1 pseudogene is annotated in these 1091 nt (G+C 37.6%); it reads left to right on the forward strand.

What is annotated here, in order from left to right:
* Window positions 1-964 (forward strand): annotated as a pseudogene (locus ADF68_RS11130) (ISL3 family transposase); the annotation flags it as partial.
* Window positions 965-1091: the final 127 nt, after the last annotated feature.

A 1091-nucleotide genomic window follows, 5' to 3' on the forward strand; every position in this document is an offset into this window, starting at 1 on the left:
TTGCCAAGTTGTAGTACTTTTTTCGAGGCTCTTTTGTCTTGTTCTTGTTTCAATTGACTATATCATCAACCAAAAGATTGCTCAAAAGCTGATTGAAAAAACTTCTATGACCGATATTGCTCATCAGCTGGCCATTTCAACTTCAACCGTTATTCGTAAGCTCAATGACTTCCGTTTTAAGCATGATCGCCTTCCTGAGATTATGTCTTGGGACGTTGAAACAGTCAGGGGAGTGACTGTTGCAATTGGGATATGAAGATGAGTTTCATTTCTCAAGATTTTGACAATCTCAATATCATCACAGTTCTGGAAGGTAGAACACAATCTATCATCCGAAATCATTTTCTTAAATATGAGAGTTCTGTCCGAAGTCGCGTCAAAATCATTACTATGGATATGTTTAGCCCTTATTATGCCTTGGCTAAACAGCTTTTTCCATGTGCTAAAATCGTTCTAGATCGCTTTCACATTGTACAACATCTAAGCCGTGCTATGAGTCGTGTGCGTGTCCAAATTATGAATCAATCAGGATAGTCGTAAACTCAGTGATAAGCGTTTTTATCGCCCTACTTTTCGCATGCACTTAACCAATAAAGAGATTCTAGACAAGATTTTGAGCTATTCAGAAGGCTTGAAATGCCACCATAATCTCTATCAGCTCTTGATTTTTCACTTTCAGAATAAGGAGGCAGAGAAATTTTTCGGACTCATTGAAGACAATCTAAAGCAGGTTCATCCTCTTTTTCAGACTGTCTTTAAAACCTTCCTCAAAGATAAAGAGAAAATCGTCAACGCTCTTCAATTCCCCTATTCAAACGCCAAACTGGAAGCAACCAATAATCTTATCAAACTTATCAAGCGCAATGCCTTTGGTTTTCGGAACTTTGAAAACTTCAAAAAACGCATTTTTATCGCTCTGAACATCAAAAAAGAAAGGACGAAATTTGTCCTTTCTCGAGATTAGCTTTTCTTCAACCCACTACAGTTGACAAACATACTAAGATTAGTAGTGAGAAAATCTCCGACGAGAGAGAGTACTCACTACTTTTTCTTTATGTTAAAGTAGAGGTGTCTTGTAAAGTCGTAGGGCT

It is taken from the genome of Streptococcus pseudopneumoniae (genome assembly GCF_001068775.1).
GTDB lineage: Bacteria > Bacillota > Bacilli > Lactobacillales > Streptococcaceae > Streptococcus > Streptococcus pseudopneumoniae_N.